Source organism: Paenibacillus lautus, assembly GCF_050482385.1.
Classification (GTDB): domain Bacteria; phylum Bacillota; class Bacilli; order Paenibacillales; family Paenibacillaceae; genus Paenibacillus_AQ; species Paenibacillus_AQ lautus_B.
In genome coordinates this window covers 61,766-75,949 of the sequence record NZ_JBCNHV010000028.1, presented here as the reverse complement: position 1 = coordinate 75,949, position 14,184 = coordinate 61,766, and the positions used below count along the sequence as shown (strand labels likewise).

The 14,184-nt window shown below is 47.4% G+C and carries 11 protein-coding genes; 4 read left to right on the top strand and 7 right to left on the bottom strand.

All coding sequences use genetic code 11. From position 1 onward, the window contains the following. Positions 1–30: 30 nt before the first annotated feature. Together ABEW73_RS29050 and ABEW73_RS29045 are read right to left on the bottom strand one after the other, a co-directional pair. Positions 31–2,250, bottom strand: coding sequence for a hypothetical protein (locus ABEW73_RS29050; protein ID WP_430171663.1), 2,220 nt, complete (start codon positions 2,248–2,250; stop codon positions 31–33). Positions 2,251–2,416: 166 nt separating this feature from the next. After that, the gene (locus ABEW73_RS29045) at positions 2,417–3,565 is read right to left on the bottom strand and encodes a GntR family transcriptional regulator (RefSeq protein WP_430171665.1); all 1,149 of its coding nucleotides are present in this window, start codon (positions 3,563–3,565) and stop codon (positions 2,417–2,419) included. Between the two features lie 317 nt (positions 3,566–3,882). On the opposite strand from ABEW73_RS29045, the gene ABEW73_RS29040 reads away from it, so the two are divergent. The 4 genes from ABEW73_RS29040 (at position 3,883) to ABEW73_RS29025 (ending at position 10,337) form a co-directional block, all read left to right on the top strand. Further along, positions 3,883–5,937 carry a GxGYxYP domain-containing protein gene (locus ABEW73_RS29040; RefSeq protein WP_430171667.1) on the top strand — a complete coding sequence of 685 codons (2,055 nt, stop codon included), beginning with the start codon at positions 3,883–3,885 and terminating at the stop codon, positions 5,935–5,937. A 575-nt stretch (positions 5,938–6,512) separates the two neighbouring features. Beyond that, positions 6,513–7,607, top strand: coding sequence for a GerAB/ArcD/ProY family transporter (locus ABEW73_RS29035; protein WP_430171669.1), 1,095 nt, complete (start codon positions 6,513–6,515; stop codon positions 7,605–7,607). Continuing rightward, positions 7,604–9,133: a spore germination protein gene (locus tag ABEW73_RS29030; RefSeq protein WP_430171671.1), complete on the top strand. Its 1,530-nt coding sequence runs from the start codon at positions 7,604–7,606 to the stop codon at positions 9,131–9,133. Before ABEW73_RS29035 ends, ABEW73_RS29030 begins: the two co-directional genes overlap by 4 nt. Then, positions 9,102–10,337, top strand: coding sequence for a Ger(x)C family spore germination protein (locus ABEW73_RS29025; RefSeq protein ID WP_430206410.1), 1,236 nt, complete (start codon positions 9,102–9,104; stop codon positions 10,335–10,337). The genes ABEW73_RS29030 and ABEW73_RS29025 overlap by 32 nt, the downstream gene beginning before the upstream one ends. A 139-nt stretch (positions 10,338–10,476) precedes the next feature. Here ABEW73_RS29025 and ABEW73_RS29020 read toward each other — a convergent pair whose 3' ends face one another. The 5 genes from ABEW73_RS29020 to ABEW73_RS29000 all read right to left on the bottom strand — a co-directional run bounded on the left by ABEW73_RS29020 (position 10,477) and on the right by ABEW73_RS29000 (position 14,180). Next, positions 10,477–10,644, bottom strand: a complete 168-nt coding sequence (locus tag ABEW73_RS29020) for a hypothetical protein (RefSeq protein ID WP_430171675.1) — start codon at positions 10,642–10,644, stop codon at positions 10,477–10,479. Positions 10,645–10,887: 243 nt separating this feature from the next. After that, positions 10,888–11,436, bottom strand: coding sequence for a DUF4184 family protein (locus ABEW73_RS29015; protein WP_430206416.1), 549 nt, complete (start codon positions 11,434–11,436; stop codon positions 10,888–10,890). A 45-nt stretch (positions 11,437–11,481) separates the two neighbouring features. Beyond that, positions 11,482–12,474, bottom strand: a complete 993-nt coding sequence (locus ABEW73_RS29010) for an LLM class flavin-dependent oxidoreductase (RefSeq protein ID WP_430171677.1) — start codon at positions 12,472–12,474, stop codon at positions 11,482–11,484. A gap of 21 nt (positions 12,475–12,495) precedes the next feature. Next, positions 12,496–12,978: an RrF2 family transcriptional regulator gene (locus ABEW73_RS29005; RefSeq protein WP_430171679.1), complete on the bottom strand. Its 483-nt coding sequence runs from the start codon at positions 12,976–12,978 to the stop codon at positions 12,496–12,498. A gap of 329 nt (positions 12,979–13,307) precedes the next feature. Then, positions 13,308–14,180, bottom strand: a complete 873-nt coding sequence (locus ABEW73_RS29000; RefSeq protein WP_430171681.1) for a sugar phosphate isomerase/epimerase family protein — start codon at positions 14,178–14,180, stop codon at positions 13,308–13,310. Positions 14,181–14,184 lie beyond the last annotated feature (4 nt).

Below are 14,184 nucleotides of genomic sequence, written 5' to 3'. Positions count from 1 at the left end.
TCCTCTCTATTGCATCAGTCGGTTGCAGATTCAGGTATGAATTTCGCTTCCTGTCCAATCAACCTGGATCTCTGCATGGTTCGCGCCGCCGTGTTCATACTGCAGCAGCACGGTTAGCGACCTCGGATCCCATACCCATCCAGCAGGTACGCCTTGATCCTGAATAATGTACTGGACGGAAATCGGCTCAAATGGGCAATACAATCTTGCGCTTGCCTGCAGATTGGACGGCCCTCTTGCAATGAATCGGAAACCTGATTTCGTCTCTACAAGATCCTCGATTCGAGAGGAAGCGGCAATGACAGATACCTTGCCGTCCGAAGGACGTCCGGCCTCAACATCATAGAGCAGCGCTTGTTTCCCTGGACTTAACGTAACCTGATCCAGAACGGATAGCTTCGAATCGAACAAGTCCACGATCGGGCCTGAGATGTTCAACGGCTCATCCGTGATCGATTCCTCCAGAACTGAAGCGATCAGATAAGGGCCTCGCTTCAGCTTGAAATATGGTTTGGATTTCAACGGTCGTTCTGAGCCGTGAAGCGCCTCCAGCGTGGCTTGGACGGCGTGCCGCAGCCGGTCTGCCCCTTCTTTGGACAGGGTGAGTTCAGTCGGATGTTGATCCAACCAGCACACGACGCCTTTTCCTGCCTGATGGATGCCGTCCGCTTTCTCCTTCAGGCCAAGCTGCTCAAACAGATGCTCCCGCGGCGAGTTATACTTCGGGCCAAACGGGTGATCCTTGTGGTCATTGTTCCACCATGAACGAATGCCATGATACGGGTCGCTGTCATCGCCAACATAGATCAATGCCCCGCCATCCTGCACCCACTGGGCAAGAGCATTATGAATGTCCGGATACTCCGGTTTGATGAATTCATAGCTCAGAACCAGTACGCGGTAGGGAGCCAAATAACCCGGATACCGCCTCACATTATCCAGCTGAAGCGGACGAACCGGTATTCCATGCTTCAGCAGCGGCAGCGTCAGACCGTAAAAAGGGGAGAAATCAAGAAGCTCTGTATCCCCTTCCGCCTGAAATCCTTCAGGGTCCGTACCGTCGTATTTACCGGCATCGGGCGCTTGTGGTCCCGGCTTCATCCGCTGAAACATAGCGGAGTCGGCAATCAGAACGCCAACTTGCAAATCATCTTCTGCCGATTCGATCACTTCCTGATCCATGTTGCTTAGCGTGTGCATGACCTGGAGCAGCGTCGTTGCATAGTCAGACGGGATGGACTCCTTACCGGAGCCATCTTCGGATGGATAAGTTCCTTTAAAAATTCTTCGCGGCCAGGGTGAAACTTCGTAATGGGCAACTCCGGGATGCAGCAGTGAGGCGACAACGGTCTTTAAGTAGTTCTGTTTGTAATCCGCCCAAGTGTGGTTCGGGTTATCCTCGATCGGATCATGCAAGAACCACATGCGTCTGTCGGTTCCGCGAACCAGCTCCTGCATCACGCCATATTCAAGGTAAGCGGTTTCAAACGTTCGTTCCTTGCGCAGCCCTTCATACACGTTTGGCGTTCTTGATGTACCCGTCCAGATCTGGGCAATGTACCCGTCAATGGATGGAAGCTCAACGAGCCCGGATTGCGGGCTAACGATTCGCCACTGCGTATAATTGATCAGACTATGGGTCGGAACGTAAAAGCGAAGGACCCGGCCGTAACGAGTTAGCGCGTAATCCTTCATCTCTGCACATAACCGGTCCAGTACGCGTGTGTATAAATGCGCTTTCAATTTAGAAGCTCGGTATTGTGCGTCAGGTGAAGCGTGTGGCGGAATCCATGGCTCTTTGTAATACAGAAGCCATTCCCGCTTAAACGCTTCCGAATATCCGCCATTCACCCAGAATTCGGGCTCTTCCAGGTGGATGGCCTCTACTCCCGCATCAACCGCGACGCGAATTCGATCTGCTAGATAGCGGCCAAAGGAAATCGTCGGCACCATGTAAGGAATAACCGGTTGTTTGCCATGCAGGATCATCTCCCCGTGACGATCGGTCTGAGCTTCATCCCAATGTGATAAGCCGTCAACCTCCCCGTCCAGGTAGTTGTTGTATGTCCCCCATGCGACTCCTGTCATCAAATGGACGATATATCCCTTTTCCTTCCATTTCTGAATGCGTTCCGGCATCGTTGCGTCAATTCCGTAGACCATCACAAAGTCAGTCTGAAGATCATAGTCGGGATGATACGGAGCCGACTCCTGAAACCCGGTTCGCTCTTCTCTGCGATCTCTTGGCACGATTCTAAACCTCCCTGCTCAGGTTAGATGTACTTGTGCTTCTTGGTTAGCCATCATTTTCTAGAATATAATATATAATATCAATATATTCAATATGTTTTTCGGAAAGAATTAAAAAAAGCCCTCTCCGTTAGTTAACGGAAAAGGCTTTTCCTTAGCGTAAGTATTAAGTTCGTGGAACCTGTCCCGACGTTTGGCGGATCACAAGCTCAGGCTCAATCAGCAATTTGCTGTAGCTCTTCACTTCTCCATGACCGCGTAATACTTCGAGCAGTTTGCCGGCAGCCTGATATCCCATATCCCGTTCAAACTGCTTGACATGGGTAAATATGCTAAATTCCTCCACGATGGAAGTCGGATCGTCGAAGCTGACAATCGAAACGTCTTCCGGCACGTTAAGCCCCGCTTGCTTGGCCATCTGATAGATTTGTACGCCCAATCTCCCGTTCAGCGAAATATAGGCGGTTACCATGCGATTTCGGATATACCGGTACAGTGGATGAGCTTCGGCGTCCTTGAGCACGCTCAGCGGTTTGAAATCTGTAATCATATGCGCCGGATTGATTAATGCGCCTTTGTCTTTTAAAGCATCAATGTAACCTTCAATCCGCTCCTGAACCGTGACGGTTTGAAGGGGAGAATCCGAGCATATCGCGATGTCCCGGTGTCCAAGCTCCCATAGATGTTCAACGGCAAGTCTCGTGCCCCGCCTTCCATCGGCGGCAATATAATGTGTCTCGACCCCAGGTAAATACCGATCGATCAGCACAAAAGGAAAACCGGATAGCTTCATACCCAGTATTTCCTCGTTGTAGTTCTCCTCGTCGACCGGGAAAATCAACAGGCCTTCGGCTCCGAGAGCCTTCAGCTCTTTGATGGCGTCCTTTTCTTTTTCCAGCTTGCCATCGGTCAACATGATCATGCTGCGATAACCTTCGTTATTCAGCGCCTCTTGGATTCCCTCAATGAGTCTGATGGCGAAATAATCATGGATGGTGGGCATAATCACGCCAATCATGCCCGTGGCCAGCTTCCCGTCTCTTCCCTTAAGTGGCGTTGTCGATGACTGGCCCGCAGATGAGAAGTCGGCCTCCTCTGCTACAAAACTGCCTTTGCCCGGCACACGGGCAATCAATTTCTCATTCGCTAATCCGGTTAGGGCATTGGCAACCGTTATTTTACTGACATGAAACTGATCCATCAGCTCCTTCTCTGTCGGAATGCGGTCACCTGGCTTCATATTTTCTGCTGCTATGACGTGCCTTATATAGTCCTGGATTTGCTGATACAACGGAATTCGATCGTTTGCACTCATTCTAATCACATCACCAATTCATTCATGATATTTGAAATATATAATATATCCTTACACATACAAGCGCAATAAACAAGCATGAGTCGATCAACAGCCCATTACGACAAATCCTTGATATACCTGCATTTAAATTGCCTGATTTTTAAGAATTATAGGAAGTTTTGTCGAACTACTTGTAAAAACATACTTGGATATATTAAATATGTGTTGATAAGCGTAGTGTTGACGGCTATTGGCCGCAATAGGAGGATCGATGTTTACGGTTGAACACACGCTTCCATTTCTGACCATAGACCATAACAAGGAGTGAATTCGCCATGGCTCGTAGATTCACGATTCTCTGTTTAGCTATCCTATGTGCTTTTTCATTAACGACCGGTGCAGCTTACGCTTCGGGAACGGATACACAGTCAGCGCAACCTAACGGCTCCAAGAACCGAGAACTGCCAAGCTTCAAGAAGCCTAAGCATCTGGATGTCGCAGATATTTATGATGCGCCAGGTGACATTAAATTGTTGTTAGGAACCTTGCAGGGAATCGTTAATAGGGAAGAGCCCCGAATCTATTTGATTGAATCCCAGGAAGAAGGGAAATTAACCTGGCTTACGGATATTAAGGTGCCTTACACGCTTCATGAAGATTATTGGGACGTGTTCTCCGCTTATCGCAGCGAGGTTAAAGGCATGATTGTATATGATCCTGAAGTTCCTGATACGATTAATGTCGCCACCACGCTCGCAGGTTTGAAGAATGCAGTCGTTGCCAGTCCGGAACTGGCCGCCCAATTGTCCAAAGCCCCGCATAATTTGAAGATCCTAGACGATCTTCGCGGCAAATTCCATAACCGGCTTGATGCTTACACCTGGCAATATGAGCATCTGTGGAAGCAGACGACTCATCAGATGCTGATCGGGCTGGATCCGGATACAGCGATTCGTATTCCTTCCGGAATGCCTGAATCGTTCGTGACGATTGCCGAAGAGAAGCAACAGGTGCGGGATGCAAGCAACCGTGATACTTATAACCTCGACCTCTCCTCGCTCTTGGGAGAATCAGCGGTTTATCTGCGCTTTGATGATGCTTTCACCCAGGATGGTTGGGGACCCGCAGTACATGAAGTTACGGTCAAGGCTGACGACAAAGAGATAGCGAGATTCATTGCAGGAACCCCTGAAGAAGAGTCTTATCTCTATGATCGGCAAAACTCGAAGTTCAGTGAAGGCCAAGGCGGTCACCGCTTTGCCGATAACGGCAGTTATTTTGTGTATGAATTCACTATTCCTGCGGGAACTCAGAAACTGACCGCCGAAGTCGATATGTGGAACCAGTACAAGGTTTCGGCAGGGAATATCCGTCCTCCCTCTGCTGAGCAGCAGGAGCCCTATGGCTATTTAAGAGATTACGCCGTCGCCAATAAAGCCATGGTATTCTGGCTCGATTCCAATGTACCTGAGCAAAAGGCACTCTTCGAGAAAATAATGTCGGAGGTGAAACCGGGTACCCCTTACCTCGGCTGGTTTAGCAATGATGTGGAAGGCGAATTCAGCTCGGTCGAAATTGCCTCCCGTTACGGAGTCTATGTTCTGGCGGCCGATTGGTTCAGCAATCTGACGGTCTTCTCGGGAACCAAGCCGGATTTCAAGCTGGCGAAAACGCCTCCTCGGCCGGCCCTTGAGAACAAAATTTACGTAACATATACCTTTACGGAAGGCGACAACTTTCAATATAACCAGCATCGCATGCGCGTCATGTGGGATGATCCGGCCCGAGGCAAGGTTCCGATGAACTGGACTTCAAGCCCATTGCTCTATGAAGGTGCCCCTGCCATATTGAATTACTATCTAAACACGGCAACGGAGAACGATTTACTCATTGCTGGGCCTTCCGGTGCCGGTTACTTCTATCCGAGTCCATGGCCTGATGCAAGCTTCCGGACTTTTTTGCAGCAAACCGAGAAGTATATGAGAAAGACAGGGATGACAATCCCTTATGTACTGAACCGAGTCGATAGCGAGAATGTGCCGTTGTCACCGGATAAAGCAAAAGCTTATGAGGAGGAATATAACGTACCTGGATTATTCATTAGCTATGAAGACAGATACGGGGTTGAAATTATCGGCGACAGCCTGCCTGTGTCTACGATCCGCGGGATCAGCACCGTTCAAGACGGATTGCAGGTGCTCAATGAAGCCAAAGCGAATTGGGATGGTAAGTCACCGTTGTTCGTTTCCCTCGGTATGCTCGCATGGAGCATGACTCCATCCGATGCACTGGCCCTGACCGAACAGCTCGGGGATGATTTCAAAGTCGTTCGCGCCGATCATTATTTCTCCCTGATCCGTGAAAGCTACAACTTGCCAATCAAGAAATGATCATTCCAGTTAAACAAGGGACAGATATTTAAGGGCATCGCAGGTCCGATTATAATTGGATCTGCGATGCTTTTGTTATGCAATAGAAATACTGCCCTCCCCCTTGGTTACAGTCTTTAAGGATAATGATTAATGACATTAAACATAATTAATTAATGACATTAATCAATAATTTAATCGCCATTCGTCAAGAATATTTAATGTGATTAATCTTTTTAATTAATCACATTAAATAATCGAGGTCACCGGTATGGTTACAGGATAGAAATCATTTTCTTAGAGCAGAAAAAAACCACGATTCCATGTTCTCCATGTCCTCTAAAAACCAGAACGGCTCCTCCCCCTCCACACCATCGCCAACCCGATTTTCGATGTTTCGCTAATTAGCAGACAGATGATTTCCCCTGATTATTTCTTGGGTAATCGCAAAAACCACATCCATTCGACAGATGCTGGAATTAAACGAATCCAGCGCCACGATGGTTGTACATCTTCCGCTCATACATAAAAAGCAGAAAATGGTGAATACTCACTATATCGATTAGCATGAATTCCCTCATATGGAGATTAGTATAATGCGGACTAGCAAAAAGATATCATTGATCGAGGTCTATTTCATCATGCTGTTGTCCTTGGGTATCACCAACCATGTTATCCTAATTCCGCTTATTCTGCAGCAGGCGGGCCGTGACGCATGGATGGGCACCCTCCTGACCACGATCTTGCATACAGGTTGGGTCTATATTTTGTTCTTTATCATGAAACGAACACAGCAACAGTCCATATTCGCCTGGTTCAAAGATGGTTTGGGTCCGGTCATTGGTTGGATATTTGTGAGTATCATGACACTCTATTTCTTTTGGATGTCCATGGTCATATTAAGAGAAACAACGACATGGATTCAGGTGACCTACCTAACGCAAACACCCAAACCAGTCGTCTCGCTAACGATTATTTTGCTGTGCGTGTTTGTGGCAAATAACGGGATTCGCTCGATAGCTATCATATCCGGAATCTTACTCCCCATTGTGTGGGTATTGGGCCATTTTGTAGCCATATCGAATCTTCAATATAAGGACTATACATTGTTGACGCCGCTATTCGTGGAAGGCTACACTCCTATGCTCAAGAGCATGATCGTAGCTGGCGGCGGATTTATGGAAATGATTGTATTGATCTTTCTTCAGCATCACATGAAGCGAAAGATGAAATACCTCTCGATTGTTATTTTATCACTTCTTCTGGGCGGACTCACGCTGGGACCATTGATGGGAGCGATCGCCACATTCGGTCCTGTTCCCGCCATGGAATCACGCTATCCCGCATACGAGCAGTGGCTACTGGTTACCATTACGAAATATATAACACATGTCGATTTTCTGGCGCTATACCAATGGATATCTGGCGCATTTATCCGTATTTCACTTTTCCTGTTTATTATGGCTGATGGTATATCCTTTAAAAAGTCCAAGCGACGCTTTTGGTATTTGTTAGGGTTAGGTGTCGCATTGTCTGCCCTTACATTAATTCCGGTAATCGATAGACAAATCGAGTTATTTGTTCTAGGTAAATACTCTGTTGCATTCCTTGGCTTTGTGTCAGGGCTGACGTTATTCATTGCGATCATGGTAACATTCAAATCTAACGCAAAAGGAGCAGGTAGATCATGACACAACACAGAGCTCGAAATCGAATGTTCCGTCGGAAATCAAAGCAGACCCGGTTCGCCGTTAACCGTGAGCCCGCTTTTGACTCTTTGGATGAGGATAGCCTGCGTACCATGTTCGCCTCTTCCGCCGACGTTATCATCAAATCCTTCCCGGTAAAAAAGGTGGAGGCGATTCCTGTTTTGCTGATTTACAGTGAAGGAATGGTTGATACTACATTGTTGACTCAATATGTGCTGCCGGATCTGGAAGAAAAGCTAGAGCACTACGAAGATTGGGCACCATTAGCCAGAGAACTGGATAAATCGATGGAATGGAGTAAAATTAACGATCATGCCGATGTCGTTAATCTTCTGTTTGACGGTCGAATGCTGCTGTTTTTTTTAACAGAAAAATGCTTTTATTCCATCGATATCGCAGCCCGTCCGAATAGACAGCCTGAGGAATCCAATACCGAGGTGGCCATCAAAGGGGCGAGAGACGCTTTCACGGAGGATATCATCACAAACGTGGCACTGATCCGAAAAAGACTTCGCACGGCAACACTCCACAATGAACAATTGATCCTCGGCGATCGCAGTCAGACCCGAGTTGCGCTTCTGTATATTTCCGATATTATACGCCCTGAAGTAGTCAACGAGGCTAAGGAGCGATTAAAAGGCATCAAAGTCGATGCACTCATAACCAGCGGCCAACTGGAGGAGGCACTAGCCGATTCTACTCTCTCGCTGTTTCCGCTAATGGACTATATTGGCAGGCCGGATTTTGTAGTGGAGTGCTTGCTTAAAGGGCGTTTCGTTATTCTTGTGGATGGTTCGCCAATGGCATTAATTGCACCCTGCAATTTATTGGAATTATTAAAAACGCCTGAAGATTCCTATTTTCCTTACTACTTTGTCATCTTTGAGCGACTTCTCAGGCTGCTGGGTCTATTTCTTGCCATTATACTACCGGGATTTTGGATTGCGCTTACATGTTATAACATGGATCAGCTCCCCTTTCTGCTTCTATCGACCGTCACTGTCTCCAGATTCGGGCTGCCGCTGTCCTCCCCCATGGAAATGTTGTTGATGCTGGGTATGTTCGAGCTTTTCAGAGAGGCTGGTATCAGGCTGCCTAAAGCCGTCGGCCAAACACTGGCAGTCCTAGGTGGTCTGATAATAGGTGATGCCGCCATTCGTGCGGGCCTTACATCACCAACCATGCTGGTTGTATCTGCAACGACCGCGGTTGCGACTTTTACATTAGTCAATCAGACGCTAAGTGGGACGGTCAGCATTATTCGTCTGTATGTGCTCATCTGGTCCTCCTTGCTGGGTATGGTCGGATTCTTCATTGGATTGCTAAGTCTCATTGCATACCTCTCTGTTCTGGAATCCTTCGGTCTTCCGTATTTAGCTCCTTTATCGCCATTAACCACCAAAGATGTGCTCAGCTCCCTCTTGAAAAAACCTTGGGCTTTCAACAAAAAGCGACCGCAAATGTTTCAAACGATTGATGACACATCTAAAGAAAGGGAACCTACATGAGATGACAACCTGCGTCAGAATCATAAAATTAATGTGGTTAATGGTATTGCTCAATATGTTAACCGGTTGCTGGGACATCAAAGAAATACAAGACATCAATTACATCACGGCTATCGGAATCGATCAAGAAGATGGGAACTTTATCGTTTACACCCAAATGATGGATTTCACATCCGTAGCCAAAAGCGAAACGGGTAAGGCACAAAAGCCCTCCCAAATATGGACCTCCAAAACGAAGGGCAAGACCTTGGACATGGCGATCAATGCTATATATGATTCTTCCCAGGAACGCACGGTATGGAGTCATATCTCCTGTATTCTTGTTAGTGAGAACATATTGAAATCGAATGTCCTAACCAAACTGGATACCATCGGCCGTTATCAAGAGGTTCGAATGACTCCGTGGGTATTTGGCACAAAGGATTCGATCGAACATTTATTTAATGTCCAAGCGTTCTTCAACCTTTCCCCGTTAAATACATTAGCCCATGAACCCACTGAGGAATATAAACAGAGATCCTATACCAAACCCATTCGATACTTAGATTTCATGGCATTGATGACCGAACCGGGCTGGACGGTATTGCTTCCCAATCTCACGATCGATAAAAAGACATGGAGCCTAAACCAAAAGGAAAATCCGAAATTGATGATGAACGGAGTGTTTGCTATATCCAAAGGGGTATCGAATGGGTTATTCACCAATGACAAGCTCACCGGTATGCGCTGGCTTGATGCCGATACCAAACGTTCTCACATCACGATCACAAATACGCGTGGTGAAATAGCAGGAGTCGTGGTTTTATCGAACCCTAAAATCCGCAAGAAACTAAGCATTGTCAACGGCATGCCTAAATACCACGTTAGCGTCAGGTTAAATGGAAGCGTGGATGAAGCTCTCGATGACATGACCAAGACTGAAATCGAAATACAGGTAGCTAAGGGAGTGCGAGAGGAAATTTTGACTACGTTTAAGAATGGGGTAACTTTAAAAACGGACTTATTCGGCTTGGAACACGTTTTGTTCAGAAAGGACTCCAAGCTTTGGAAAAAAATCAATCAGTCCTCTGCCCAACCGATTGAAGCAGGCGCACTGGAAACCGTTCATGTTGAAGTCCATCTGAATCACACCGGCATGAAATTGCTCCCTCATCATTATGGTCCGATTAAGCCTACGACCAAAAACGAAGTAGACTCCTCCTAACGCTCTGCCATAAAAGAATCCATGACAAAGGCAGCCTACTCTAATAATCAAGAACGGCTGCCTTTGTATTGAACATTCCATGCTATTTATGATAAAGATAAATAAACGTTCTGGGATCGAATTATTTAAATACGCTTGGTTATACGACAACTTCAACCCCTTCTTCCTCGAACAAATCATCATACGCAACGTAGAGGCCTATAGCTGAGGCAATCAATACTAAAATGGCAGCAATAAACGCCAATTGTTTAACCGTCGCTTTTTTCGAGTTTCCTTGTCTGCGTTTTCTTTGCATTCCTTGGCCCATACTGCATACCTCCCGCTTCCATGCCGTTACAATAAAATATGAATCGGACATGAAAATGTTGTTAGGCAAAACACGATTATATCGTATTCGAGCATCTATGGGTTATTAAAGAGAAGCACCATGCCTGTTTTGTCATCGGATTTTTTGAATCTTGCATGTCTTAAGCACTTAGGGTCAGCCTCTTCGATCTCTAGTAGTTCGCGCGCATACTGCTCAACGCCCGATTTTATTTACTAGATTTGATTATTTGCCCCTTGCAGCCCGCCAAAAAACAAGACACGTTGCAAAGATTGCAAGCATGAAGCTGCTGATGGCCGGAACGACAAGCTGTAATACAAACGAAATCCCTTCACCATCAACAACCTTCATCACGGTCATGAGCATAACCAGAATATAGATCACCACGAATACATACCAAAAAGGTAGAACCGGATACGAATGCTCTCTTTGTGTTGATGCTACATACAAGTGGCGATGAATCCAACATAAGATCAGGATCAACCCAAACAGACTACTGCCATGCTGATATAATTTATACACCGGAATTTGTAAGGAGCCGATATGTATCAATTGAGTGAGGAAGGGAATCTGATTGACGATCCAGGCTCCTTTGTGCGTAAACTGATCCCAAAGCAGGTGTGTACCAACGCCTACTAATCCCAAGAGGGTTACCGTAAGCCAACCCTTAAGACAGGCTGGCAGCTTCCCTTCCCGATTCCAGCGGTAAGGGAACCATGAAGGCAAATATGCGAATAGAACGGGTCGTATCACTGCCTCGAATATAACGTACAGGAACAGGGACAGGCACCCGCCTATCCCCTCACCTACTTTACAGAATTACAGCAGCTCGCGTGCAAGCAGGCGGTAAACCTCCAACCGCTTTTCCTGCGAATGCGGAATGCTGCATATCATCGCTTCCTGAAATCCGTAGTGTGCTTGCTCTTCCTGTAAGCGTGCCGCGATATCCTTTACCGCTCCTACAAGATGAATCTTGCGGCCTTCCTGGATAGCCATCCGGTCGATTTCCGTTAAGGACACATTCTGAGCTTCTTCCGGCGTCAGTACCTGCGTAATCCGGCCCTTGCTCATCATCAATCGGAAAATATCCTGGGGCAGCGCTTCATACTCGGCTTCTTCCTTCGTTTCGGCCGTTGTCACCATATAGGATACGTTAATCTCCGGCTTTTCCATGAATATGGATGGCTGGTAGTTATCGCGGTAATGATCTAATATCTCGTTGCTCATCGCTCCATTAAAGAATTGCGCGAAGGAGTACCCGACTCCCATCTGAGCCGCTTTTAAGGCACTGTTGCCGCTGGAGCCGAGCAGCCACACTTCAGGCAGGGCAACTCCGGTTGGAGCCGCGGCGTTTTTGGCATACAGCTCATCTTCCGGGACCTCATCACGAAGGAGCTGCATGGTTACGGCCAGCTTATCATACATGTTATGAAGCATCAGCTGCCGCCCTTCAGACAAAGCGTACATCGCACTTGTATCACCGCCTGGTGCTCGTCCTACACCGAAATCAATCCTTCCCGGAGTAAAAGCACTTAACGTCTTAAACACTTCTGCGAGTTTAAGGGGAGAATAATGCATCATCATTACGCCGCCGGTGCCGATGCGAATCCGGTCGGTTTTTGCCGCAAGCCGGGCTGCCGTCACTTCGGGTGCGGAGCTGGCAAACGTATTTCCCCCATGATGCTCGGCCATCCACATTCGACTGTATCCCAATTCATCTGCCAGAATAGCCAGTTCTTCCGCTTTTTTCAAGGCGCCTTCTGCTGTGTTGCCGCTTGTTACGGGTGCCTGATCCAATACGCTTAGTCTCATGAAATTTCATCCCTTCCTCGGTTAGATGACCATTTTGTTGTTGATCCATTCCTCTAAAGCCGCAACCTTATCCTTAAAGCGTTCACCGCACATCTCCTCTGACAGCGAAGCAATAGTCTCCCGTTTTAATACAGCCTTCCAAGAGGATTCTGCTTCCTCCATTAAATCGGACAACAGGCAGCAGCTCTCTTCTTTTTCCAAATCCAGCATGTCTACCAGAATTCCGTTACATGAATAGAGGGATTGCTGCCCTTCCACCGCGAGGTATACGTCGTATACACGGATATTCTCAGCTTTCTTTTTTAATCTAAACCCACCCTTGATACCGGGCACAGATGTGATGATGTCTGCTGTTACCAGCTTCCTTAACAGTTTCTGGAAATAGGTTGCCGATGTCCCCAGCTGCTGGCTAATCGCTTCCCCGGGCAGTACCGCCTTGTCCGGCAGCATATTCAATAGAACCAGGGCATACACCGACTGTTCCACGCCGGTTTTCATATGCATCTAACAGCACCTCAATTCACGAAAATATCGGTTCGTTCGTTATCTAAACTACACACGCATCTATCCATTCACGATTAAAGACGATAAACAATATCCACGTTATATCTTATATGAATTCGAACCGAAAGTAAAATCAATGCCGACCTGATGCAAATGAGGAATGAAACCGATCCATACCCAAACGCCAAGTCATTAGTTCATAGGATGAAATAAAAGCCTCTAACTCAAGAACTCATAAATAAAAAAGTCGCGCTAGGCGCGACTTTCAGGCTGTTCTATTATTCCATGAATAATTTGCTATGAGCATATGATTTCTGTAACGCAACCACCTACGCTTCGTCCCATAACCGCTTCAGATTGTCCAAACCCAGCCGGGTTCCTTCCCGGCATTCTTCCATACCTTCGAATTCCAGCGTAATATCTCCGTCATAACCTTCAGCCTTAATGAGACACAGAATCCGCCGAACATCGATATCACCCTGGCCGAAGATCGAGCCTCGAAGGTAATTGCCGTGGGATGTTCTGAACCATTTCCCCCCACCCGGATCCTGATCAAACGGACGATAATAGAAGTCCTTCACATGGATGAGCGAGGCAAACGGTAAGTTTCGTTTCACACCAACGAGCGGCTGCTCGTCAACGCATAGAAAGTTCCCGATATCCAGCGTCGTCTTGAAGTTCGGGCGGTCGACAGCCTGAAGCACACGCTGTACACGATCGCTCGCCTGTACGCTCACGCCATGGTTCTCAATCGTGGTCGTAATATCATAACGGTCTGCGTAATCTGCTATGAGCCGACAGCCTTCCACAATCATATCCAGATGGGTTTCCACATAATCAATGCCCATCTTCTCCGGCGGCAGCGTGAAAGCCGTCACGTCATGACGCATGTGCTTCATTCCTAACCGATTCACCGTATCCACATGGCGCTTGATCCGCTCGACCTCCGTTTCGAAGGCGTCCCTGCTCTCCTGGACAAAATTAGCGGGCATCGAATAGTTGGATAACGCGATGCCGACTTTCGCCGCCCGCTCACGCACCGCATCGGCAAGCTCGGGATTGTCCTCCAGCGTAAATCCGTAAGGCACAATCTCCATGTGCTGGCCGCCGTTCTCGGCGATCCAATCCACCACATCCAGCACCGTCATCTCTCCCGCACGGATAGCCGGCAGCAAGCTGTAGGTGCTCACACCAACCCTCATTGAA

Bases quoted from the DNA above. Each gene is read 5' to 3' on its own strand.
- ABEW73_RS29000 (WP_430171681.1), bottom strand. From the start codon at position 14,180: ATGAGGGTTGGTGTGAGCACCTACAGCTTGCTGCCGGCTATCCGTGCG.
- ABEW73_RS29010 (WP_430171677.1), bottom strand. From the start codon at position 12,474: ATGAGACTAAGCGTATTGGATCAGGCACCCGTAACAAGCGGCAACACA.
- ABEW73_RS29035 (WP_430171669.1), top strand. From the start codon at position 6,513: ATGCGGACTAGCAAAAAGATATCATTGATCGAGGTCTATTTCATCATG.
- ABEW73_RS29040 (WP_430171667.1), top strand. From the start codon at position 3,883: ATGGCTCGTAGATTCACGATTCTCTGTTTAGCTATCCTATGTGCTTTT.
- ABEW73_RS29045 (WP_430171665.1), bottom strand. From the start codon at position 3,565: ATGAGTGCAAACGATCGAATTCCGTTGTATCAGCAAATCCAGGACTAT.
- ABEW73_RS29030 (WP_430171671.1), top strand. From the start codon at position 7,604: ATGACACAACACAGAGCTCGAAATCGAATGTTCCGTCGGAAATCAAAG.
- ABEW73_RS29005 (WP_430171679.1), bottom strand. From the start codon at position 12,978: ATGCATATGAAAACCGGCGTGGAACAGTCGGTGTATGCCCTGGTTCTA.
- ABEW73_RS29020 (WP_430171675.1), bottom strand. From the start codon at position 10,644: ATGGGCCAAGGAATGCAAAGAAAACGCAGACAAGGAAACTCGAAAAAA.
- ABEW73_RS29025 (WP_430206410.1), top strand. From the start codon at position 9,102: ATGACACATCTAAAGAAAGGGAACCTACATGAGATGACAACCTGCGTC.